Source organism: Burkholderia pyrrocinia (assembly GCF_022809715.1).
GTDB classification, from domain to species: domain Bacteria; phylum Pseudomonadota; class Gammaproteobacteria; order Burkholderiales; family Burkholderiaceae; genus Burkholderia; species Burkholderia pyrrocinia_C.
Window position 1 is genome coordinate 228,057 of record NZ_CP094459.1, and the last position, 21,343, is coordinate 249,399.

The 21,343-nt window shown below is 68.0% G+C and carries 19 protein-coding genes and 1 riboswitch; of the genes, 15 read left to right on the forward strand and 4 right to left on the reverse strand.

What is annotated here, in order from left to right:
* The first annotated feature begins 15 nt into the window (after window positions 1–15).
* Both MRS60_RS01005 and MRS60_RS01010 read left to right on the forward strand, forming a co-directional pair.
* On the forward strand, window positions 16–1,272 hold the full coding sequence (locus MRS60_RS01005; protein ID WP_243565098.1) for a DUF3443 domain-containing protein: 1,257 nt from the start codon (window positions 16–18) through the stop codon (window positions 1,270–1,272).
* Window positions 1,273–1,433: 161 nt separating this feature from the next.
* Window positions 1,434–1,931: a VOC family protein gene (locus MRS60_RS01010; protein WP_217590141.1), complete on the forward strand. Its 498-nt coding sequence runs from the start codon at window positions 1,434–1,436 to the stop codon at window positions 1,929–1,931.
* Here the strand turns inward: MRS60_RS01010 and MRS60_RS01015 are convergent.
* Window positions 1,928–2,344 carry a hypothetical protein gene (locus MRS60_RS01015; RefSeq protein WP_243565099.1) on the reverse strand — a complete coding sequence of 139 codons (417 nt, stop codon included), beginning with the start codon at window positions 2,342–2,344 and terminating at the stop codon, window positions 1,928–1,930. The genes MRS60_RS01010 and MRS60_RS01015 overlap by 4 nt on opposite strands.
* A 366-nt stretch (window positions 2,345–2,710) precedes the next feature.
* On the opposite strand from MRS60_RS01015, the gene MRS60_RS01020 reads away from it, so the two are divergent.
* The 9 genes from MRS60_RS01020 (at window position 2,711) to metF (ending at window position 13,176) form a co-directional block, all read left to right on the forward strand.
* Window positions 2,711–3,091 (forward strand): DUF805 domain-containing protein, encoded by a 381-nt coding sequence (locus MRS60_RS01020; protein ID WP_034183911.1) that lies wholly within the window; start codon window positions 2,711–2,713, stop codon window positions 3,089–3,091.
* A gap of 332 nt (window positions 3,092–3,423) precedes the next feature.
* Window positions 3,424–4,620: a flagellar biosynthesis protein FlhB gene (flhB, locus tag MRS60_RS01025; protein WP_034183912.1), complete on the forward strand. Its 1,197-nt coding sequence runs from the start codon at window positions 3,424–3,426 to the stop codon at window positions 4,618–4,620.
* A gap of 82 nt (window positions 4,621–4,702) precedes the next feature.
* Window positions 4,703–6,802: a flagellar biosynthesis protein FlhA gene (gene flhA, locus MRS60_RS01030; RefSeq protein WP_034183913.1), complete on the forward strand. Its 2,100-nt coding sequence runs from the start codon at window positions 4,703–4,705 to the stop codon at window positions 6,800–6,802.
* Window positions 6,799–8,577: a flagellar biosynthesis protein FlhF gene (gene flhF, locus MRS60_RS01035; RefSeq protein WP_243565100.1), complete on the forward strand. Its 1,779-nt coding sequence runs from the start codon at window positions 6,799–6,801 to the stop codon at window positions 8,575–8,577. Before flhA ends, flhF begins: the two co-directional genes overlap by 4 nt.
* Window positions 8,570–9,388, forward strand: a complete 819-nt coding sequence (locus MRS60_RS01040; protein ID WP_034183915.1) for a flagellar biosynthesis protein FlhG — start codon at window positions 8,570–8,572, stop codon at window positions 9,386–9,388. Before flhF ends, MRS60_RS01040 begins: the two co-directional genes overlap by 8 nt.
* 22 nt (window positions 9,389–9,410) lie before the next feature.
* Window positions 9,411–10,145: an RNA polymerase sigma factor FliA gene (locus MRS60_RS01045; protein ID WP_034183990.1), complete on the forward strand. Its 735-nt coding sequence runs from the start codon at window positions 9,411–9,413 to the stop codon at window positions 10,143–10,145.
* Between the two features lie 94 nt (window positions 10,146–10,239).
* A riboswitch (S-adenosyl-L-homocysteine riboswitch) is annotated at window positions 10,240–10,367 on the forward strand.
* Between the two features lie 32 nt (window positions 10,368–10,399).
* Window positions 10,400–11,818 (forward strand): adenosylhomocysteinase, encoded by a 1,419-nt coding sequence (gene ahcY, locus MRS60_RS01050; protein WP_034183916.1) that lies wholly within the window; start codon window positions 10,400–10,402, stop codon window positions 11,816–11,818.
* A 160-nt stretch (window positions 11,819–11,978) separates the two neighbouring features.
* On the forward strand, window positions 11,979–12,332 hold the full coding sequence (locus MRS60_RS01055; RefSeq protein ID WP_034183917.1) for a phage holin family protein: 354 nt from the start codon (window positions 11,979–11,981) through the stop codon (window positions 12,330–12,332).
* A 13-nt stretch (window positions 12,333–12,345) separates the two neighbouring features.
* Window positions 12,346–13,176 (forward strand): methylenetetrahydrofolate reductase [NAD(P)H], encoded by an 831-nt coding sequence (gene metF / locus MRS60_RS01060; protein WP_243565101.1) that lies wholly within the window; start codon window positions 12,346–12,348, stop codon window positions 13,174–13,176.
* Window positions 13,177–13,248: 72 nt separating this feature from the next.
* Here metF and MRS60_RS01065 read toward each other — a convergent pair whose 3' ends face one another.
* Window positions 13,249–14,727, reverse strand: coding sequence for an amidase (locus MRS60_RS01065; protein ID WP_243565588.1), 1,479 nt, complete (start codon window positions 14,725–14,727; stop codon window positions 13,249–13,251).
* Window positions 14,728–14,808: 81 nt separating this feature from the next.
* Window positions 14,809–15,501: a dienelactone hydrolase family protein gene (locus MRS60_RS01070; protein WP_243565102.1), complete on the reverse strand. Its 693-nt coding sequence runs from the start codon at window positions 15,499–15,501 to the stop codon at window positions 14,809–14,811.
* A gap of 246 nt (window positions 15,502–15,747) precedes the next feature.
* Here MRS60_RS01070 and MRS60_RS01075 point away from each other — a divergent pair, with 246 nt between their 5' ends.
* Window positions 15,748–16,827, forward strand: coding sequence for an NAD(P)H-dependent flavin oxidoreductase (locus MRS60_RS01075; protein WP_217590144.1), 1,080 nt, complete (start codon window positions 15,748–15,750; stop codon window positions 16,825–16,827).
* A gap of 443 nt (window positions 16,828–17,270) precedes the next feature.
* On the forward strand, window positions 17,271–18,413 hold the full coding sequence (locus MRS60_RS01080) for a branched-chain amino acid ABC transporter substrate-binding protein (RefSeq protein WP_034183922.1): 1,143 nt from the start codon (window positions 17,271–17,273) through the stop codon (window positions 18,411–18,413).
* An 85-nt stretch (window positions 18,414–18,498) separates the two neighbouring features.
* On the opposite strand, the gene MRS60_RS01085 is transcribed toward MRS60_RS01080, so the two are convergent.
* The gene (locus MRS60_RS01085) at window positions 18,499–19,716 is read right to left on the reverse strand and encodes an MFS transporter (protein ID WP_034183923.1); all 1,218 of its coding nucleotides are present in this window, start codon (window positions 19,714–19,716) and stop codon (window positions 18,499–18,501) included.
* A gap of 261 nt (window positions 19,717–19,977) precedes the next feature.
* Here MRS60_RS01085 and MRS60_RS01090 point away from each other — a divergent pair, with 261 nt between their 5' ends.
* Together MRS60_RS01090 and MRS60_RS01095 are read left to right on the forward strand one after the other, a co-directional pair.
* A complete protein-coding gene (locus MRS60_RS01090) occupies window positions 19,978–20,637 on the forward strand; it encodes a HugZ family protein (protein WP_243565103.1) in 660 nt (219 codons plus the stop codon).
* 355 nt (window positions 20,638–20,992) lie between these two features.
* Entirely contained in the window at window positions 20,993–21,286 is a 294-nt protein-coding gene (locus tag MRS60_RS01095) for an H-NS family nucleoid-associated regulatory protein (RefSeq protein ID WP_034183924.1), read from the forward strand.
* Window positions 21,287–21,343: the final 57 nt, after the last annotated feature.

The window sequence follows — 21,343 nt, forward strand, 5'->3', positions numbered from 1 at the left end:
AGCGGGAGAGCGATCTTGAGAATTCCTCGTACATTCAAGCGCTGGCTCGGCGTGCTGGGCCTCGCGGCCGCGACCGCCGTGCTCGTGACGGCATGCGGCGGCGGCGACGACGGCGGCAGCTCCGGCAACAACGGCGGCAGTAACGGTAACGGCAACGGCTCGAGCGTGTCGGACGGCAATACCGCGAATACGGCCGTCATCACCGTCGGCACCGGCGTCGCGAACGTGATCAACATCCCGACCGTCAACGTGAAGGTCTGCGTGCCGGGCACGTCGAACTGCCAGGTGGTCAAGAACGTGCTCGTCGATACCGCATCCTACGGGCTGCGGCTCGTCGGCAGCGCGGTGTCGGGCGTGCTCGGCAACCTGCCGCAGGTGACGAGCGGCGGCGCGCCGGTCGCCGAGTGCGGCAAGTTCGTGTCGAGCTACACGTGGGGCTCGGTGCGCACGGTCGACCTGTCGATCGGCACCGAACAGGCGAACTCGCTGCCCGTGCAGATCATCGGCGACCTCGGCACGACGAGCGTGCCGACCTCGTGCACGAACGGCGGCGCGTCGGCCAACTCGGCGAGCGCGCTCGGCGCGAACGGGATCCTCGGCATCGGGCCGGCGCCGGTCGACTGCGGCACGACCTGCGCGACGTCGACGTCGTCGAGCAACAACTACTACGCGTGCCCGAACGGCAATGCGAGCTGTGCGGTCGCGCTCGTGCCGGTCGCGCAGCAGGTGGCCAACCCGGTTCATCATTTCGCGAACGACAACAACGGCGTGATCGTGCAGATGCCGAACGTCTCGAGCAGCGGGCAGGCCAGCGCGACGGGCCTGCTGATCTTCGGGATCGGCACGCAGGGCAACAACGGGCTCGGCGCGTCGACCGTCATGACGTCGACCACGACGGGCGACGTCAGCGCGTCGTTCCTCGGCAGCACGGTGACGGCTTTCTTCGATACCGGTTCGAACGCGTATTTCTTCAACGATTCGGCGCAGACGGTCTGTTCGAGGAACTCGCAGTTCTACTGCCCGTCCTCGACGACCACCTATACGGCGACGCTGACCGGCCAGAACAGCGCGAGCGGCACCGTGTCGATGCCCGTCGCGAACGCGGATACGCTGTTCTCGAACGCGTCGACGTTCGCGTTCAACGACATCGCGGGCCCGTTCGGTTCGTCCGGATGGCTCGACATCGGCATGCCGCACTTCTACGGCAAGACGATCTACTTCGGGATGGACAAGCGCTCGAGCGGCGGCGCGGCGCCTTTCGTCGCGTTCTGACGCGGCACGGCCGCAGGCAGCAAAGAGGGGGCGAGCGATCGCCCCCTTTTTTATCCGGAGGTTGCGCGCGCACTACGGATCGGATCGCCGCCGTGTGTGCGCGCAGCGCCTACGATGTAAGACCGGCACCGGTGCCGGCACGACATCGAGGAGGCAGCGTCATGAGCCCGCGCATACAACGCATCACGCCGTTCCTGTGGTTCGACCGCGACGCCGAGGCGGCCGCCGGTTTCTACGTGTCGGTGTTCGACAACGCGCGCATCGTGCACGTCGCGCGCTACGGCAAGGCCGGCGCGCACGCGTCCGGACAGGCCGAGGGCACGGTGATGACGGTCGCGTTCGAGCTCGACGGGCAGGCGTTCGTCGCGCTGAACGGCGGCCCCGTGTTCCAGATCACGCCGGCCGTATCGTTCGTCGTCAACTGCCGCGACCAGGACGAGATCGACCGCTACTGGGCGCGGCTGTCCGAAGGCGGCGACGAGCGTGCGCAGCAGTGCGGCTGGTTGCGCGACCGCTTCGGCGTGTCGTGGCAGGTCGTGCCCGCGCAGATGTCCGAACTGATGACGGGCGATCCGGCGCGCGCCGAGCGTGTGATGGCGCAGGTGATGACGATGAAGAAGCTCGATCTCGGCGCGCTGCAGCGGGCGGCGGCCGGTTAGGGCCCAGGCCGGAGGCCGGCGCTTACCGCCGTCGTATGGTCGAGAAAGTGGCGGCCGGGCCCGTACGCGGTGCTTTCGATGCGCGCGGCGGCGGCCGGCGCGACGGCGCGCCCGCCCGCATCGACCGACACCGATTCGATCTCGACGACCGGCACGCACCAGGCCGCGCGAGCGCGTTCCGCCGGTTGGCCATGCGCGTCGAAACAGCGGAACGCGAAGCTCGCGGCGACATCCGGTGCGCGCCAGGTTTGCGTCGACCCGTTCCACGCATAGCGCACGACGATCGTGCCGGGATGCGGCGCGCCCGGCGCCTGCGCACCGGGCGGCAGGTCGGGCGTACCGGGCGTGCCCGCGCAGCCGGCGGCGAGCGCGCAGGCGAGCGACAGCAGCGGAGCGAGCGGATGACGGAACACGATGCGATGCGAGCGGGATCGGGAATGGCGAAGGGTGGCGCGACCGGCGCGCTCGCGTCATGCCGATCGGCCGGTAAATCGAATGCCGCACGCCTGGATCGATTATCGATCGCGTCGGGATTCATTCGGTTGTAATCAAACGCCGGATTATCCGAGGGTATGGTTTCTGTCAGGTCTTCAAGATTATTAAAATGACGCGGCATGCAAGCCGGCGGAGCCGCATTACGCTATGACAGCCGTTCCAGAGCCGGTGCGACGGGGTTTCGCCTGGCCGGCATGCGAAAAGAGATGGAGCCTGTCGAAATTCGAACATATAATTCCCGCGTTGTTTCCGGGGTCGTAAATATAAAACAGGAGGGTAATAAAATGAATTTTTCCGAGGCTGTTCGTTCCGTACTCAATCAATACGCGAAATTCGAAGGCCGTGCGCGTCGTGCCGAATACTGGTATTTCGCGCTGCTGAGCTGCATTCTTTCGATCGCCGCGCAGGTGATCGGCGCGATCGGCCGCGACGCGGGCCTGATCGCGCTGCTGCTGCTGGGCGCGATCTTCCTGATTTCGCTGGCGCTGATCATTCCGGGCATCGCGGTCAGCGTGCGCCGCCTGCACGATACGGGCCGCTCGGGCTGGTTCCTGCTGCTCGGGCTCATTCCGGTCGTCGGCCCCATTCTGCTGCTCGTGTGGATGTGCTCGCGCGGCACCGCAGGCCCGAACCGCTTCGGCTCGGATCCGATCCCGGCGGTCTGAGCGCCGCCTGCCCCGACGCGACGCCGTCGCGTCGGGGCCTGACTTCCCCGTTTTCTCCGCTTCACCGTTCCCCGTTTCACTCCGCCACCGTCCCGTCCGGGAACCTTGCCGGAAACCTCGCTCCACCGTTGCGCCGATCGCCGCGTTTTTCCGCCGCATCGCACCCCGTCGCGCGCCGCTCCGTCCCCATCCAGCCTCGTTCGCACCGGCTCGCCCGATTCCCCGAAATACCCCCCTTTCCCGGCTTTGCTCGACCGATCGGCGTTTGACGCCTCCATGAATAATCGGTGTCACTGGAAAGCGGCATTCCGCCGTACCCGACTGGAGGCCCCGTGGCAGACGAGAGCGATCTCGACAAGACCGAAGCCGCCACTCCCAGGCGCCGCGAGAAGGCGCGCGAGGAGGGGCAGGTCGCGCGTTCGCGCGAACTGGCTTCGTTCGCGCTGCTCGCGGCCGGGTTCTACGGTGCATGGCTGCTCGCGGGCCCGTCGGGTGCGCATCTGCAGGCGATGCTGCGCGGCGCGTTCACGTTCGACCGCGCGACCGCGTTCGACACGAACCGGATGCTGTCGGCGGCCGGCAGCGCGAGCCTCGAAGGCTTCGCCGCGCTGCTGCCGATCCTCGTGCTCACCGGCGTCGCGGCGCTGCTCGCGCCGATGGCGCTCGGCGGCTGGCTGATCTCGCAGAAAACCTTCGAACTGAAGTTCGACCGCCTGAACCCGATCTCGGGCCTCGGCCGGATCTTCTCGATCCAGGGGCCGATCCAGCTCGGCATGTCGCTCGCGAAGACGCTCGTCGTCGGCGGGATCGGCGGCATCGCGATCTGGCGCAGCAAGGACGAGCTGCTCGGCCTCGCGACGCAGCCGCTCGGCGCGGCGCTGCCCGACGCGCTGCATCTCGTCGCCGTGTGCTGCGGCACGACGGTCGCCGGGATGCTGGTGGTCGCCGCGCTCGATGTGCCTTACCAAATCTGGCAGTACAACAAGAAGTTGCGCATGACGAAGGAAGAAGTGAAGCGCGAGCATCGCGAGAACGAAGGCGATCCGCACGTGAAGGGACGGATCCGCCAGCAGCAGCGCGCGATCGCGCGCCGCCGGATGATGGCGGCCGTGCCGAAGGCCGACGTGGTCGTCACGAACCCGACGCACTTCGCCGTCGCGCTGCAATACACGGACGGCGAGATGCGCGCACCGAAGGTCGTCGCGAAGGGCGTGAACCTCGTCGCCGCGCGCATCCGCGAACTCGCGGCCGAGCACAACGTGCCGCTGCTCGAGGCGCCGCCGCTCGCGCGTGCGCTGTATCACAACGTCGAAATCGAACGCGAGATTCCCGGCTCGCTGTACTCGGCCGTCGCCGAAGTGCTCGCGTGGGTCTACCAGCTCAAGCGCTTCCGTTCGGAAGGCGGCGCGTTCCCCGCGGTGCCGGTCGATCTCGACGTGCCGGCCGAACTCGACAAGGGCACGTCGGTGCCCGCCGACGATGAACGCGAGGAAGCCGAAGACACGCTCGGCACGCAAGGAGCCACGTGATGATTAGCCCCCACGCTCACATTCGTTCGCTGCCCCCCGAGGGGGCGGCTGCCTCCCTTGGGGCGGCCCGGCGGGAGGCAGCATGAGCACCCCGACCGGCCTGTTCGCGAAGCGCACGAACCCGTTCGCGGGCACCAACCTGCGCGCGCTCGCGGGCCCCGTCCTCATCTGCATGATCCTGGGGATGATGATCCTGCCGCTGCCGCCGATGCTGCTGGATCTGCTGTTCACGTTCAACATCGCGCTGTCGGTGATGGTGCTGCTCGTCAGCATGTACACGATGAAGCCGCTCGACTTCGCGGCGTTCCCGAGCGTGCTGCTGTTCTCGACGCTGTTGCGCCTGTCGCTGAACGTGGCGTCGACGCGCGTCGTGCTGCTCGAGGGCCACACGGGCCCCGACGCGGCCGGCCAGGTGATCGAGGCGTTCGGCCACTTCCTCGTCGGCGGCAACTTCGCGGTCGGCATCGTCGTGTTCGTGATCCTGATGATCATCAACTTCATGGTGATCACGAAGGGCGCGGGGCGGATCGCCGAAGTGTCCGCGCGCTTCACGCTCGACGCGATGCCCGGCAAGCAGATGGCGATCGACGCCGACCTGAACGCGGGCCTCATCAACGAGGAACAGGCGCGCAAGCGCCGCCTGGCCGTGTCGCAGGAAGCCGAGTTCTACGGGTCGATGGACGGCGCGTCGAAGTTCGTGCGCGGCGACGCGATCGCGGGCCTGATCATCATGGCGATCAACGTGATCGGCGGGCTGATCGTCGGGATGGTCCAGCACGACATGAGCTTCGCGGCGGCCGGCACCAACTACACGCTGCTGACGATCGGCGACGGCCTCGTCGCGCAGATCCCGTCGCTCGTGATCTCGACTGCGGCCGGCGTGATCGTGTCGCGCGTCGCGACCGACGAGGACATCGGCACGCAGATCACCGGGCAGCTGTTCACCAACCCGCGCGTGCTGACGATCACCGGCGTGATCATCGTGATCATGGGGCTGATCCCGGGGATGCCGCACTTCGCGTTCCTCGCGCTCGGCGGCGGCGCGATCTGGCTGGCCCGCACGCAGACGAAGCGCGCGGCGGCCCGCAAGGCGGCCGGCGACGTGACCGACATCGCGCCGCCCGCCGTGCTGCCGTCCGATAGCCACGAGGCGACCTGGGACGACGTGCAGCTGATCGACCCGCTCGGCCTCGAAGTCGGCTACCGGCTGATCCCGCTGGTCGACAAGAACAGCGACGGCGAGCTGCTCAAGCGCATCAAGAGCATCCGCAAGAAATTCGCGCAGGAAATCGGCTTCCTGCCGCCGGTGATCCATATCCGCGACAACCTCGAACTGCGGCCGAACGCATACCGGATCGCGCTGAAGGGCGTCGAGATCGGCATCGGCGAAGTGTTCCCGGGCCAGTGGCTCGCGATCAACCCCGGCCAGGTGACGGCCGCGCTGCCGGGCGCCCTGACGCAGGATCCCGCGTTCGGGCTGCCGGCCGTGTGGATCGACGTCGCGCTGCGCGAACAGGCGCAGGTGTACGGCTACACGGTGGTCGACGCGAGCACGGTCGTCGCGACGCACCTGAACCATCTCGTCGTCCAGCACGCTGCCGAGCTGCTCGGCCGCCAGGAAGTGCAGGCGCTCGTCGAGCGCACCGGCAAGGACGCGCCGTCGCTCGTCGAGGACCTCGTGCCGAAGACGATCTCGCTGACGACGCTGCAGAAGGTGCTGCAGAACCTGCTCGAGGAAGGCGTGCCGATCCGCGACATGCGCACGATCCTCGAGGCCGTGTCCGAACATGCGGGCCGCGGCGACGCGTTCGAGATCACCGCCGCGGTGCGGCTCTCGCTCGGCCGCGCGATCACGCAGCAGTGGTATCCGGGCGCGGGCGAGATGCAGGTGATGGGCCTCGACTCGAATCTGGAGCGCGTGCTGTCGCAGGCGCTCGCCACCGGCGCGAATCCGGGCCTCGAACCCGGCCTCGCGCACAACCTTCTGACCGGCACGCAGCAAGCGATGCTGCGTCAACAGAATCTCGGGCTGCCGCCGGTGCTGCTGGTGCAGCACGCGCTGCGCGCGATGCTCGCGCGTTTCCTGCGCCGCAGCCTGCCGCAATTGAAAGTGCTGTCGTATGCCGAAGTGCCGGACACACGCACGATCAAAGTCGTTAACGTCATCGGGGGTTCCGCTTGAACATTCGCAAATTCACCGGCGCAACGAGCCGCGACGCGCTTCGTCTCGTGCGCGAGGCGCTCGGCGCCGACGCGGTCGTGCTGTCGAACCGCACGCTCGATGACGGCAGCGTCGAAATCGTCGCATTGGCCGATTCGGACCTGGCCGCGGTGACGCCGCCGGCCGCCGCACGGCCGCGCATCGCGGCGCCGCGCGTGCCGGATTCCGTGCCGGCCGCCGCGGTGCCGGGCATCGTGTCGCGCCCGGGCGCCGCGTTCGCGCGCCCGAGCGTCAATCCGTATGCGGCGGGCGATGGCGGGCTGCCGGACGTGTTCTCGTCGGTGTTCGGCGCAAGTGCCGAAGCGAACGAAACGGACGACGCGGACGACGCGGACGAGACGGCGGCGCAACCTTCGACGATCGATGCGGACGCAGCGGCAACGCCGTCGACCGCCGCACCGGCCGCCGGATGGCCGGCCCCCGCTTCCGAACCCGCGCCGTGGCTCGTCGAGCACGCGAAGCGCCTGACGCAGCAGCGCGATGCGCTGATCGCGCGCACGCAGGCGACGCCTGCTGCGCCGCAAGCGAGCGCACCCGCGCCGCAGGGCGCCGCGAGCGCATCGTCGCCCGACTGGGCACGCGACATCGTGCGCGATGCCGAACGCCGGATGCCGGCCGCCGCCCCGCGCAAGCCCGACACGAACGCCGCGAACGCCGCGAACGCCGCGAAAGCGGCCGAGCGCACGCGCCTGTCCGCCGACACCGCCGCCGCGGTGGCCGATGCGGTGAAATCGCGCGTCGAGCGAATCGTCAACGACACGGTGATGCACGAGCTCGGCGAACTGCGCGGGATGATGGAAGAGCAGTTCGACAGCCTGATGTGGCACGACCGCCAGCGTCGCAGCGCCGTGCACGGCGCGCTGACGAAGCACCTGTTCGCGGCCGGCCTGTCCGCGCAGCTCGTGCGGATGCTCGTCGACAATCTGCCGTCCGGCGACGACGCGCAGACCTTCGAACAGGCCGCCGAATGGGCGCAGTCGGTGCTCGCGGCGAACCTGCCGGTGCTCGACAGCGAGGACGCGCTGATGGAGCGCGGCGGCGTGTTCGCGCTGATGGGGCCGACGGGCGTCGGCAAGACCACCACCACCGCGAAGCTGGCCGCGCGCTGCGTGATGCGCTTCGGCGCGAGCAAGGTCGCGCTGCTGACCACCGACAGCTACCGGATCGGCGGCCACGAGCAACTGCGCATCTTCGGCAAGATCCTCGGCGTGCCGGTGCACGCGGTGAAGGATGCGGGCGATCTCGCGCTCGCGCTGTCCGAACTGCGCAACAAGCACATCGTGCTGATCGACACGATCGGCATGAGCCAGCGCGACCGCGCGGTGTCCGACCAGATCGCGATGCTGCACGGCGCGAACGCACCGGTGCAGCGCCTGCTGCTGCTCAACGCGACGAGCCACGGCGACACGCTCAACGAAGTCGTGCAGGCGTACCGCAGCGCGGGCGAGCATCCGGATCTCGCCGGCTGCATCCTCACGAAGCTCGACGAGGCGACCCACCTCGGCGGCGTGCTCGACACGGTGATCCGCTACAAGCTGCCGGTTCACTACGTGTCGACCGGCCAGAAGGTGCCGGAGAACCTGTATGTCGCATCGACCAAGTTCCTGCTGAAGAGCGCGTTCTGTGTGCCGCGCGACGGCTCGCCCTTCGTGCCGCAAGACGAAGACATGCCGACGCTGCTCTCCGCACTGACCGCACGTTCCACCGCCGAGCTGCACGAGGTGCGATTTGGATAAACGAATCATCGACCAGGCCGAAGGGCTGCGGCGCCTGCTGGCCGGGCGCGCGTCGCGCATCGTCGCGGTGACGGGCGGGCCGGCGGGTGTCGGCTGCACGTCCACCACCGTGAACCTGGCGGCGGCGCTCGCGTCGCTCGGCAAGGACGTGCTCGTCGTCGACGAGCGCGCCGACGTGCATTCGGCCAGCGCGACGCTCGCGGGCGCGTGGCTGCGCGACGGCGAGCGCACGCGGGTGGCCGCCGGCTTCGGCCTGTGCGCGGCCGCGCGGCTCGCGCGCGCCGGCTACAGCGACACGCAACTGAGCGACTTCATCGACGGCCCGGCCGACATCGTCCTCGTCGACGCGCAGCTCGGCGCCGACGGCTCGTTCTCGGCGCTCGCGCGCGAAGCGCACGACGTGCTGGTCGTCACGCGGGTCGCCGCGCAGGCGATCACCGAGGCGTACGCGTGCATGAAGCGGCTGCATTTCGCGCACGCGTTCGCGCAGTTCCGCGTGCTGACCAATCACGTCGGCAGCCATGCGGATGCGAAGACGGCCTTCGACAACCTCGCGGGCGTCGCAAGCCGCTACCTGACGGTGTCGATTGCCGACGCGGGCTGCGTGAGCGCCGATCCGCTCGTCGAGCATGCGCGCGAGCTGACGCATGCGGTGGTCGACGCGTTCCCGTCGGCGGCGGCCGCGCGCGACTACCGGCAGATTGCCGCCGACCTGCTGTACTGGCCGATGCGCCCGCGTTCGGGGGCGGACCGCGCCGTTCACGCGGGCGGCAAGCCGTCGTATGAAGCGGGCGCGGCACACGCCGCGTGAGCGCTACCGGAAGGAGAGAGCCATGATGTACAACGCTCAAGGAAAGATGTCCCAGGCCGACGTGCTCGCGCAATATGCGCCGCTCGTGCGTCGCCTCGGGCTGCAGCTCGTCGCGAAGATGCCGGCGAGCGTCGACCTCGACGACCTGATCCAGGCCGGCATGATCGGCCTGATGGACGCGGCCGGCCGCTACAAGGAAGACCAGGGCGCGCAGTTCGAGACCTACGCGACGCAGCGCATCCGCGGCGCGATGCTCGACGAGCTGCGCAGCAACGACTGGCTGCCGCGCAGCCTGCGCAAGACGTCGCGCGAGGTCGAGCACGCGGTGCACCAGGTCGAGCAGCATCTCGGCCGCTCGGCGAGCGAGACCGAGATCGCGCTGCACCTGAACATGCCGCTCGACGAATACCAGGGGATGCTGCAGGACCTGCACGGCAGCCAGCTCATCTACTACGAGGATTTCGACCGTGCGGCCGACGACGAGCCGTTCCTCGACCGCTATCGCGTCGATCACGCCGATCCGCTGTCGGCGCTGCTCGACGAGCACCTGCGCGAGGCGCTCGTCGAGGCGATCGAGCGGCTGCCGGAACGCGAGAAGCTGCTGATGTCGCTGTATTACGAACGGGGTCTGAATCTGCGCGAGATCGGCGCGGTGCTCGAAGTGAGCGAATCGCGCGTGTGCCAGCTGCACAGCCAGGCCGTCGCGCGGCTGCGCGCGCGGCTGCGCGAACAGGCGTGGGTCGGCGCGGAGTCCTGACCCTTTCTCGACGGCAACGCGCGCCGACGCCGCGCGCTTGAATCGCTCGCGCCGCTTGCGCATTTTGCGCGCCGATTTGCTACAATCCCTCCCGTTTTCCGAGGAGCGTTGCGACGGACCACTCTGCGTCCGCCAGGCTCGGAAGGCTTCACCAAGCAGCCGTGCGGCGCGCGTTTCGCGACCGTCGCGCCGGCTCCGCTTCCTGAACGGCGCTCACGTCACCAATCTAGAACTTTTTTAGAAAGGAGGGCGTGATGAACGCCATTATCGATTCGCAAGCTTCCAAGGATTACGTCGTCGCCGACATGGCGCTGGCCGGCTGGGGCCGCAAGGAACTGAACATCGCCGAGACCGAAATGCCGGGCCTCGTGCAGATCCGCGACGAATACAAGGCGCAGCAGCCGCTGAAGGGCGCGCGCATCGCCGGTTCGCTGCACATGACGATCCAGACCGGCGTGCTGATCGAGACGCTGAAGGCGCTCGGCGCGGACGTCCGCTGGGCCTCGTGCAACATCTTCTCGACGCAGGACCACGCAGCGGCTGCGATCGTCGAAGCCGGCACGCCGGTGTTCGCGTTCAAGGGCGAGTCGCTCGACGAATACTGGGAGTTCTCGCACCGCATCTTCGAATGGCCGAACGGCGAATTCGCGAACATGATCCTGGACGACGGCGGCGACGCAACGCTGCTGCTGATCCTCGGCTCGAAGGCCGAGAAGGACCGTTCGGTGATCGCGAAGCCGACCAACGAGGAAGAAGTCGCGCTGTACAAGTCGATCGCGAAGCACCTCGACATCGACGCGACCTGGTACTCGAAGCGCCTCGCGCACATCAAGGGCGTGACCGAAGAAACCACGACCGGCGTGCACCGCCTGTACCAGATGGAAAAGGACGGCCGCCTGCCGTTCCCGGCGTTCAACGTGAACGATTCGGTCACGAAGTCGAAGTTCGACAACCTGTACGGCTGCCGTGAATCGCTCGTCGACGGCATCAAGCGCGCGACCGACGTGATGATCGCGGGCAAGGTCGCGGTCGTCGCCGGCTACGGCGACGTGGGCAAGGGCTGCGCGCAGTCGCTGCGCGGCTTGGGCGCGACCGTGTGGGTCACCGAAATCGATCCGATCTGCGCGCTGCAGGCGGCGATGGAAGGCTACCGCGTCGTGACGATGGAATACGCGGCCGACAAGGCCGACATCTTCGTGACGGCGACCGGCAACTACCACGTGATCAACCACGATCACATGAAGGCGATGCGCCACAACGCGATCGTCTGCAACATCGGCCACTTCGACTCGGAAATCGACGTCGCGTCGACCCGCCAGTACCAGTGGGAAAACATCAAGCCGCAGGTCGACCACATCATCTTCCCGGACGGCAAGCGCGTGATCCTGCTGGCGGAAGGCCGCCTCGTGAACCTCGGCTGCGCGACCGGCCACCCGTCGTTCGTGATGTCGAACTCGTTCGCGAACCAGACGCTCGCGCAGATCGAGCTGTTCGTGCGCGGCGGCGAGTACGAGAACAAGGTGTACGTGCTGCCGAAGCATCTCGACGAAAAGGTCGCGCGCCTGCACCTCGCGCGCATCGGCGCGAACCTGTCCGTGCTGTCGGACGAGCAGGCTTCGTACATCGGCGTGCAGAAGGACGGCCCGTTCAAGCCGAACCACTACCGCTACTGATGCGCCGCCGCCGCCGTGCCGTGCGCGCCCCGCTGCGGGGCCCGCGGTGCGGCGGCGGCACGGCGCCGGATCGCCGGCCGTTGCGTTGCGTCTTCGGGCGCGCGCGGCGGCCGGCGGCGGCCACTGATCGCACTGATCGACAACCGAACCGGAGCACTCCATGAGCGTCATCCTCACCTGGGTCATCAACGCGCTCGCGCTGCTGATCATCACGTACCTCGTGCCGTCGATCCACATCAAGAGCTTCGGCACCGCGCTGATCGTCGCGGTCGTGCTCGGCCTGATCAACACGGTGATCCGCCCGGTGCTGATCCTGCTGACGCTGCCCGTCACGGTCGTCACGCTCGGGGTGTTCATCCTCGTCGTGAACGCGCTGTGCTTCTGGTTCGCGTCGTCGCTGCTGAAGGGCTTCGAGGTGTCGGGATTCTGGTCCGCGTTCTTCGGTTCGATCCTGTACAGCATCGTGTCCTGGCTGCTGTCCGCGCTGATCTTCGGCCAGCGCGACATCGGCTGACCCCTTTCGAATCATGAAACCGATCGAACTCTCGTTTGAATTCTTCCCGCCGAAGACGGCGGACGGCGTCGAAAAGCTGCGCGCAACCCGTGCGCAGCTGCTGCCGCTGAAGCCGAAATTCGTCTCCGTGACGTTCGGCGCCGGCGGCTCGACGCAGCAGGGCACGCTCGATACCGTGCTCGACATGCAGAAGGACGGCCTCGAGGCCGCGCCGCACCTGTCGTGCATCGGCTCGTCGCGCGACAGCCTGCGCGCGATCCTCGACCAGTACCGCTCGCACGGCATCCGGCATATCGTCGCGCTGCGCGGCGACCTGCCGTCGGGGATGGGCGCGGTGGGCGAGCTGCGCTATGCGTCCGAGCTCGTCAGCTTCATCCGCGCCGAGCATGGCGACTGGTTCCACATCGAGGTCGCGGGCTACCCCGAGTACCACCCGCAATCGCGCTCGCCGAAGGCCGATCTCGAGAATTTCGCGCGCAAGGTGAAAGCCGGCGCGAATTCCGCGATCACGCAGTACTTCTTCAACGCCGACGCGTATTTCCGCTTCGTCGACGATGTGCGCAAGCTGGGCGTGGACGTGCCGATCGTGCCGGGCATCATGCCGATCACGAACTTCTCGCAGCTGATGCGCTTCTCCGAGATGTGCGGCGCCGAAGTGCCGCGCTGGATCGCGCGCCGGCTCGAGAGCTTCGGCGACGATCGCGAAGCGATCCGCGCGTTCGGCGCGGACGTCGTCACCGATCTGTGCCGGCGCCTGATCGACGCGGGCGTGCCGGGGCTGCATTTCTACACGCTGAACGCAGCGACCGCGACGCGGACGATCTGCGAACGGCTCGTCGTGTAAGCGCCGCCGCGCGTTTTGCATGCGCAAAAGCCCCGCCGGTCTTGCCGGCGGGGCTTTTTTTCGATGCTTGCGTCAGCGCTGTGCCTGCATCAGCGGCGGGCGGCGGTCGAACCACGGCCGTGCCTGTTCGAGCTGCCGCGCGAGCCTGAGCAGCAGCGCGTCGTCGGTATGGCGCGCGGCGAACTGCACGCCGATCGGCAGCCCGCGCGCATTCCAGTAGAGCGGTACCGACATCGCCGGCTGGCCGGTCAGGTTGAACAGCTCGGTGCAGCCGGCCCACGCGAACGCCTTCTCCGACGACTTCGCGAGCATTTCCTTCAGCAGCGGTTTCACCGGCAGCGCGGCGAGCAGCTTCATCTGCGCCGATTCGAACGGCGTCGGCTGCAGTTCGCCGATCTTCACCGGCGGCCCCGCGAGCGATGCGCACAGGATCACGTCGTAGCGCGACACGAGGCCGGCCACCTGCACGGTGAGCTGGCGCTGCCACTCGAGCACGTCCGGCAGGCGCGTGCGCGCGAGGCGCCGGCCGACCACGGCCATCGCCCACGTCGCCGCTTCGAATTCGCCGCGGCGCGGCGCGCGGCCGGTCAGTGCGCGCGCGCCGAGCACCATCTCCTCGGCGATCGTCGCCCACAGCGTGAGAAAGGTTTCGGCCGCGCGCGCGTAGTCGATGTGCAGCGTCGCCGGCTCGACGTGGTGGCCGAGCGATTCGAGCAGCACGGCTGCGTCGTCGAGCGCCGCGCGCGTGTCGTCGGCGAGCGCCGGCGCGAGCATCGGATCGACGACGAGGCCGATCCGCAGCGGGCCGGGCGGCGTATCGAGTTCGCCGAGGAACGTGCCGGGCGCGCCGTGCGGCAGCGTCTGGCCGGTCGTCACGTCAAGCAGCAGCGCGCTGTCGCGCACGCTGCGCGAAACCGCATGCTGGACGACGAGCTCGCCGTTCGACGGCTGGTCGACGAGCATCGGGTTGCGGCTCGGCTTCAGGCCGAACAGCCCGCAGCACGATGCCGGGATGCGGATCGAGCCGCCGCCGTCGGACGCATGCGCGAGCGGCACGATGCCGGCCGCGACGGCCGCCGCCGCGCCGCCGCTCGAGCCGCCGGGCGTGTGGTCGAGATTCCACGGGTTGCGGCACGCGCCGAACAGTTCGGGTTCCGTGTACGGCATCTGGCCGATCTCCGACGTGTTGGTCTTGCCGAACACGTTGAGGCCGGCCGCGCGGCTGCGCGCGATCACCGGCGAATCGTCGCCGGGCACGAAATACCGGTAGTGCCGGCTACCCATCGACAGCGGCAGCCCGGCGACCGCCGCACCGAGATCCTTGACGAGATACGGAACGCCCGCGAACGGCGCGTCGGCGCCGGGTTCGGGCGCGGAGGCCGCGCGCTGGCGCGCGGCGTCGTAGTCCTGCAGCACGATCGCGTTGATCGCGCCGTTGACCGCTTCGGCCTGGCCGATCGCGGCATCGAGCAATTCGCGCGGGCTTGCCTTGCGGTCGCGTACGAGCGCGGCGAGGCCGATTGCGTCATGCGCGAGATAGTCCGAGTGCATCGCTGTCACCCCCGTTGTGACTCGTGGCGATGAATGGAGAATAACGCGGGCCCGGCGCGATGGGCCCGCGGCGGGGCGTTTTTACAGGTGCTCGGCGAGGAACGTCAGCGTGCGGCCGTGCGCGAGCGCCGCCGCGCGCTGGTTGTACGACGCGCGGTCCGTGCAGTTGAAGCCGTGCTCGGCGCCCGGATACACGTGGAACGATGCGTGGCCGCGGCCGGCGAACGCGGCCTTGACCTGATCGACGGCCGCGAGCGGGATCCCGTGGTCGTTTTCCGCGTAGTGGAACAGGATCGGCTGCGTGACCTTGCCGGCCAGATCGAGCGCGTTCTGGATGCCGCCGCCGTAATAGGCGACCGCCGCGTCGAGCTTGCCGGCTGCGGCCGTGCGGTACGCGAGCTGGCCGCCGAAGCAGTAGCCGATCGCGGCGAGCTTGCCGGCCACTTCGGGGCGCGCACGCAACGCGTCGGCCGCCGCGCCGATGTCCGCGACCGCGAGACCGACGTCGGTCTTTTTCAACAGCTCGATGCCCTTGTCGCGATCCGCGCCTTCGTAGGTCAGCTCGACACGCGGCTGCGTGCGCCAGAACACGTCCGGCGCGAGCGCGACGTAGCCGTCGGCCGCGTACTGGTCGGCGACCGCGCGGATGTGCGAGTTCACGCCGAAGATCTCCTGGATGATGATGACGGCAGGGCCCTTGCCGCGCTTGGGCAGCGCGAGATAGCCGCCGAAGCTGTCGTTACCGGTCGGGATGTCGATCCATTGGGCAGTCACGTTTTGAACTCCTGGCGTACGGGGTGCGCCGAGCGCGCCCCGGGTGGAATAGGGCGGCCTAGTGTGCCACCAATCGTCAGGTGTTGCAGGGCACGCGCAACGCGTGCGCCTGCCGCGCGCGCCCGCTTCTCGCGCAGCGATCGTTTCGATCTCGATTATTCATTTTTCGGCGACGAGCCGCTTCGATAGAGTCGATGTAGCGGCTTTTACAAAGCGCTTTCGCGCATCGTCATCGAAGGATTCGTCATGCCTGCCCGTCCGTATTCCACCCCCTTTTCCGAACGCTTCGGCCTGCGCCTGCCGCTCGTGCAGGCGCCGATGGTCGGTGCGACCACGGCCGCGATGGTCGCCGCCGCATCGAACGCCGGCGCGCTCGGCAGCCTCGGCGCCGGCGCGTTCGAGCCCGACCGTCTCGCGACCGAAGTCGCGGCGATCCGCGCGGCGACCCATCGCCCGTTCGCGGTCAACCTGTTCGTGCTGCCGGACGCCGCACCCGATGCGGCGACCGTCGCGCGCGCACTCGCGGCGATCGATCCGCTGAACGCGACGCTCGGGCTGCCGCCGGGCACCGCGCCCGCGCGCTACGCGCCCGACTTCCGCGCGCAGCTCGATGCGCTCGTGTCGCTGCGCGTGCCGGTCGCGAGCTTCACGTTCGGCGTGCTCGACGCCGCCGACGTCGCGCGCCTGAAGGCCGCCGGCACCTATGTGATCGGCACCGCGACGCACGTGGCCGAAGGGCTCGCGTGGCAGGCGGCCGGCGCCGACGCGCTGTCTGCGCAGGGCGCCGAGGCGGGCGGCCATCGCGGCACGTTCATCGGCGCTGCCGAAGACGCGCTGATCGGCACGTTCGCGCTCGTGCCGCAGCTCGTCGACGCGACGGGCCTGCCCGTGCTCGCCGCGGGCGGCATCATGGACGGGCGCGGGATCGCGGCCGCGCTCGCGCTCGGCGCACAGGGCGCGCAGCTCGGCACCGCGTTCCTGACCTGCACGGAAAGCGCGATCGCGGCGGACTGGAAGGCACGCCTGCTGGCTTGCGCGGATACGTCGACGCAGGTCACGCGCGCGATCACCGGCCGCCATGCGCGCGGGCTGCGCAACACGCTGATGGCGCGGCTCGGCGAGCGTGTGGCCGACGCCGCGCCGTACCCGGTGCAGAACGCGCTGACGCAGCCGCTGCGCCAGGCCGCCGCGCGCGCGAACGACGGCGACTACCTGTCGCTGTGGGCCGGGCAGGGCGCGCCGCTCGCACGGCGGCGCGGCGATGCGTTGACGACGTCGCAGCTCGTCGCCGCGCTCGACGCCGAATGGCGCGCATTGGCCGCCTGAACGGGGCGCTTCATCGACCGCCCGAACCGTTCGTATCGAGCGACGAAACGCGCGTGTTGTCACGCGCGTTTCATTCAATGATCGCGGGCACAAAATACCGAATCGAAATGCCCCGGGAATCGCTTGAAACCACCTTTCGACAAGCTGCCGGAAACTAGCGGAAACCCTTATTCGGCGCGGCTTGTAGCGATATTCGAGTCATCATTCCAAAGTGCGCATATCGGTAGTGTTACCACTACCCCAAAAAAGTCCCACAAATTAATTTGATCACCTACACTTGCGCGCAAGTACGGACGGGCGGTTGCTAAAAGCGGCTGTTTTCACGTGCTTGAGGCCAAGTGCATGAAGGATGCAACCGGCGAATCGTCCAGTGAATGCAAACACAGGGATGGCAGCGGGGCACCGGGCGATGGCGTTTTTTGGGACCGAAACTGGAGACTTACATGAATATCAAAATGCAGAAGCTGTTGCCGATCACCGCAGCGGCGATGCTGTGCGTTGCAGCTGCAAGCAACGCTGCCGCCGATCAAGTCGTCAAGATCGGCCACGTCGCGCCCTTGACGGGCGGCATTGCCCACCTGGGCAAGGACAACGAAAACGGTGCGCGTCTCGCAGTCGAGGAGATCAACGCGAAGGGTCTCACGGTCGGCGGCCAGAAAATCACGCTGCAACTCGACCCGCAGGATGACGCGGCCGACCCGCGGCAGGCCACGCAGGTTGCGCAGAAGCTCGTCGACGACAAGGTCGTCGCCGTCATCGGCCACCTGAACTCGGGCACGTCGATCCCGGCCTCGAAGATCTACAGCGATGCGGGCATCGTGCAGATCTCGCCGTCGGCGACCAACCCGGCCTACACGCAGCAAGGCTTCAAGACCACGTACCGCGTGGTGGCGACCGATGCGCAGCAGGGCCCGGCACTCGCGAACTACGCGCACTCGAAGGGCATCAAGAGCGTGGCGGTGGTCGACGATTCGACCGCATACGGCCAGGGTCTCGCGAACGAGTTCGAGAAGAAGGCGAAGGCGCTCGGCCTGAAGGTGATGTCGCACGACGCGACGAACGACAAGGCGGTCGACTTCCGCGCGATTCTGACCAAGATCAAGGGTGAGAACCCGGACGCGATCATGTACGGCGGCATGGACGCCACCGGCGGCCCGTTCGCGAAGCAGGCGAAGCAGCTCGGCCTGCGCGCGAAGATCCTCGCGGGCGACGGCGTGTGCACGGAAAAGCTGGCCGACCTGGCCGGCGATGCGACCGACAACGTCGTGTGCTCGGAAGCCGGTGCTTCGCTCGAGAAGATGCCGGGCGGCGGCGCGTTCAAGGCGAAGTACGAGAAGCGCTTCGGCCAGCCGATCCAGATCTACGCACCGTTCACGTATGACGCCGTGTACATCGTCGCCGACGCGATGAAGCGCGCGAACTCGGCGGACCCGGCGAAGATCCTCGCGGCGATGCCGGCGACGAACTACACGGGCGTGATCGGCACGACGACCTTCGACTCGAAGGGCGACCTGCAGCACGGCGTGATCTCGCTGTACAACTACAAGGGCGGCAAGAAGTCGCTGCTCGACGAAGTGAAGATGTAACGCAACAGGCGGTCGACAGTAGGGGCGAAAGCGCGCATGCAGCAACGCATGCGCGCTTTCTTTTTGGCCGACGGGCGCGATGCCGTCAGATCTTCAGATGCGCGAGCACCTTCGGCGCGACGGCCGCGACGAGCGCCGCGCACAGCGCGACGACCGACAGGCCGATCGTCAGGTTCGCGGCCTGGGCGACCGCGCCGATCACGACCGGGCCGAACAGCAGTCCGAAATACGCAAGCCCGGCCACATGCGCGAGCCCTTCGGCCGCGTGGATGCCTTTCACGCGCGCGGCGGCCGCGAACAGCACGGGCATCATGTTCGCGAGGCCGAGGCCCATCAGCGTGAAGCCGGTCAGCACGGTGGCCGGATAGGGCAGCAGCAGCGCGCCGATCATCCCCGCGCACGCGAGCGACGCGCTCGCGAACACGAGCTGCGGCGCGCCGAAGCGGGCGCGCACGGCGTCGCCCGCGAAGCGCGCGATGGCCATCCCGCCCGAGAACGCCGCGTACGCGGCGCTTGCGAGCGCGGGGCTCGCCGCGACGACGTCGCGCATGTAGACCGTCGCCCAGTCGTACATCGCGCCTTCGGCGATCAGCGCGACGAGCGCGATGCCGCCGAGCATCCACAGCGCGGGCGAGCGCCAGCGGTTGCCTCCGCCGTGCGCGTGTTCGTGGTGCGGCACATGCGGCAGCACGGCCGGGCTCGCGGCCACGAGCACCGCGGCGCTTGCCGCGGCCGCAAGCGCGAGATGCACGGCCGGCGCCATGCCGGCCGACAGCAGCGCGCCGCCGGCCGCCGCGCCCGACATCCCGCCGATGCTGAACATGCCGTGCAGCGACGACATGATCGGCTTGCCGAGCGCGATCTCGACCGCGCTGGCCTCGGCGTTCATCGCGACGTCGAGCGTCGCCATCGAGAAGCCGAACAGCGCGAGCACGCCGAGCAGCATCCAGTAGTCGGGCACGACGAGGATCAGCGCCGCGCACGCGGACATCACGAGCCCGCCCGCGAGGCACGCGGTGCGCGAGCCGACGCGCGCGATCCAGCGCGCGATGGTCAGCATCGCGGCGATCGAGCCGCCGGCGACCGCGAACAGCGCGATCGACAGCAGGCCGGGGCTCAGCGCGAACTTGTCGCGCACGGTCGGCACGTGCACGCCCCACGACGCGTACATCATGCCGGCGACGAAGAACAGCGCCATCGACGCCGTGCGCGCACGCTGGCGGGCCGGGAGCGGCAGCACGCGATGCGCGTCGGGCGGCGCGGCGAACGGGGACGACGATTCGGGGGAGGCGGATTCGGACACGGAAGGCTCGTCAAAGGATGCGAGGACGCACGCGGCGTCCGTCGGAATCGTCCGATTCTATCGAACCGCTTACGATCCTGCCGGGCGCTGCCCGTTCGGTGGATGATCCGGCGATCCGGTCACGTCGCGGCAGCGCGCCGTCCGTCCGGTGCCTGGCGCCGCATCGGCCGTTCGGCCGATACGCGGCGCGCGGCGCCCGCGGGTAACATCGAAGCGCACGCGGCGTGCCCGAAGCGCCGCCCTTCGACCGCAGGAGTCTTCTTGAACATCGATCCCGCCTTCGCCCTGCATCTGCTGCACCGCTGCGCGCTCGGCACGCTCGCCACCCATGCGCGCGATCCGCAGGGCTTCCCGTATCCGACGGTCGTCCCGTTTGCGCCCGATGCAAGCCATCGGCCCGTGATCCTCGTGAGCGGCCTCGCCGAACACACGCGCAATCTCGCCGCCGATCCGCGCGCGGGCTTCCTCGTCGTCGACGCGCCCGACGGCGACGTGCTGAACGCCGAACGCGCGACGCTGCTCGGCCGTTTCGTGCCGCTCGGCGACGATCCGCACGTCACCGCGCGCTACCTGCGCTACGAGCCGGACGCCGCGCGTTATCTCGCGCTCGGCGATTTCACGTTTTGGGCGCTCGATATCGAGCGGCTGCGCTATATCGGCGGCTTCGGGCGCATGGGCTGGGTCGACGGCACGCATCTCGATGCGCTGCCGCCGCTTCGGTTCGACGAGGAACAGGCACTGTGGGACGCATACGATGCCGGCGATGCGCGCCGCGACGGGCTCGAGTTGCTCGGCGTCGATCGCCACGGCGCCGACTGGCGGTGCGACGGCCGCCGCGTACGCACGCCATTCGACGCGCCGCCGGCCGATGCCGGCGCGCTGCGCGACCGGCTGATCACATGCGCGCGGGATGTGGCGTGACGTCGCGGGTTGCCGGTTTGTCCGTTCAGCAAGCCGCACCATTCGATTTTCGCAAACCTCTCGTCCTATGAAAGCTTTGATTTTTAGTATGCAGGGTAATTGCGTATGTTGATAGCCTTAATAGACGATCGCTAATGTCCTAATCTCTGTGGAGGAGCGTAAAAATTTGAGAAAAGGCCGCATCCGGTCAAAATGACATGTGCGAATTTCAATTGACCTCGGGATTTTCATGAATCCCGCTTCTATCAAATCTTTTTTGTGCTAATCTCTGCCTTCGAAAATCCGAGGCACATATATTTCATGAATGGTGAGCTGGCTGCAGACCGGCGCCATTAGTCAGATAGAAAGGGAAACTATGTCTTCTTACAAGGACCTGCTGGCCCAGCGGGAAAAGCTGGAGAAGCAAATCGAAGAAGCGAAGTCGCGTGAATACGCTGAAGTGCTGAATGACGTGAAGCAGAAAATTGCCGACTACGGCTTTTCGCTCGCCGAACTCGGCCTCAACCGCGCGAAGGCAGGTAAGGTTGGCCGTCCGCGCGCAGGCGTGGCCGCGAAATACCGCGATCCGGAAACGGGCGCGACGTGGTCGGGCCGCGGCAAGCCGCCGCGCTGGATCGCCGGCAAGAACCGCGAACAGTTTGCGATTTAAACGTCTGTTTAAGTCGTCTGCCTCAAAAGAGCCGCGTGTCCGTTCAGGAGCGCGGCT

Bases quoted from the DNA above. Each gene is read 5' to 3' on its own strand.
- MRS60_RS01010 (WP_217590141.1), top strand. From the start codon at position 1,434: ATGAGCCCGCGCATACAACGCATCACGCCGTTCCTGTGGTTCGACCGC.
- MRS60_RS01020 (WP_034183911.1), top strand. From the start codon at position 2,711: ATGAATTTTTCCGAGGCTGTTCGTTCCGTACTCAATCAATACGCGAAA.
- flhA (WP_034183913.1), top strand. From the start codon at position 4,703: ATGAGCACCCCGACCGGCCTGTTCGCGAAGCGCACGAACCCGTTCGCG.
- MRS60_RS01045 (WP_034183990.1), top strand. From the start codon at position 9,411: ATGATGTACAACGCTCAAGGAAAGATGTCCCAGGCCGACGTGCTCGCG.
- ahcY (WP_034183916.1), top strand. From the start codon at position 10,400: ATGAACGCCATTATCGATTCGCAAGCTTCCAAGGATTACGTCGTCGCC.
- MRS60_RS01055 (WP_034183917.1), top strand. From the start codon at position 11,979: ATGAGCGTCATCCTCACCTGGGTCATCAACGCGCTCGCGCTGCTGATC.
- metF (WP_243565101.1), top strand. From the start codon at position 12,346: ATGAAACCGATCGAACTCTCGTTTGAATTCTTCCCGCCGAAGACGGCG.
- MRS60_RS01065 (WP_243565588.1), bottom strand. From the start codon at position 14,727: ATGCACTCGGACTATCTCGCGCATGACGCAATCGGCCTCGCCGCGCTC.
- MRS60_RS01075 (WP_217590144.1), top strand. From the start codon at position 15,748: ATGCCTGCCCGTCCGTATTCCACCCCCTTTTCCGAACGCTTCGGCCTG.
- MRS60_RS01080 (WP_034183922.1), top strand. From the start codon at position 17,271: ATGAATATCAAAATGCAGAAGCTGTTGCCGATCACCGCAGCGGCGATG.
- MRS60_RS01095 (WP_034183924.1), top strand. From the start codon at position 20,993: ATGTCTTCTTACAAGGACCTGCTGGCCCAGCGGGAAAAGCTGGAGAAG.